Below are 943 nucleotides of genomic sequence, written 5' to 3'. Positions count from 1 at the left end.
ATCTGTACCGGCCGACAGAAGCCCCATACGCTGCGACAGCGCCTCATAGTCGCTGACCCGAGCTGTATCGACCGCGATAATTGCCGCATCCAGCGTATCCGTCTCGGCTTCCAGCGTCGTCACCCGCTGCACAACAGCAGCCGTGGCAGCCACTGCAACAGTGATCTGGTCGGTGAAGCTGGCAACAGCCGACCCGATGGTGACCGTCAGGACATTGCGAACCTGCTCGATATGCGTGAATTTTGCATAATCAAGTTCGGCCACAGCATCTCGCAGCGCCCCGATCTCATTGAGCATCGCGCGGTAACGGTCGGCAGCTTCGAACGCGCCGGCAACCCTCTCCGCCTGCTCGACGCCAAGAGCGTCTGCCTGTGCCTGCACGGCAGCAATGCGCGCCTGCTGTTCCGCCAAGAGCGCCGCAGCCTGAGCTTCGATGGCTGCAATCCGCGCCTGCGTCTCGGCTACGAGCGCTGCCGCTGTCTCCGAGGCGACCCCGCCCACGTTCTGCTCGATCCACTCTCGCAGGACCTCAAGAGACGCCAGCACCTCACTGGCAAGATCTTCATCACCAAGCCTGACATCCGGCGTCAGGACATCGATCCATTCCGACCACTCGACGTTTCGACCGGAATATGGAACCTCAATGCCCTTGACCTGGTAGAGCGTCGCCGGGAGGCACCAGGCACCAGATATCACCCACTCGTATGGCGGGGCATATGCGACGGCGGCGCTATCGAAAACAACGGCGCCGGTCGTCTTGACCCTCGCCACGATGCGCACGCTCAAAACATCGTTGAGATCATCGGCGGCCTTGACCTTGATTGCGGGACGACGCGCCGCGCCGGCATCATCCCTGATTTCCCACGGCTCCGCTTCCCAGCCATCAATGACGCTGATAGGCGGATAGATTGGCCCAAGCGGCACAAAATCGGGCGGAATGTAA

General features: G+C 61.5%; 1 pseudogene. It reads right to left on the bottom strand.

The features are described 5' to 3' along the window. Positions 1-943, bottom strand: a pseudogene (locus tag ASD32_RS19880) (hypothetical protein); the annotation flags it as partial.

Source organism: Rhizobium sp. Root483D2 (genome assembly GCF_001426685.1).
Classification (GTDB): domain Bacteria; phylum Pseudomonadota; class Alphaproteobacteria; order Rhizobiales; family Rhizobiaceae; genus Pararhizobium; species Pararhizobium qamdonense.
The sequence above is the reverse complement of the archived record's forward strand: the minus strand, read 5'-3'. Positions and strand labels throughout refer to the sequence as shown.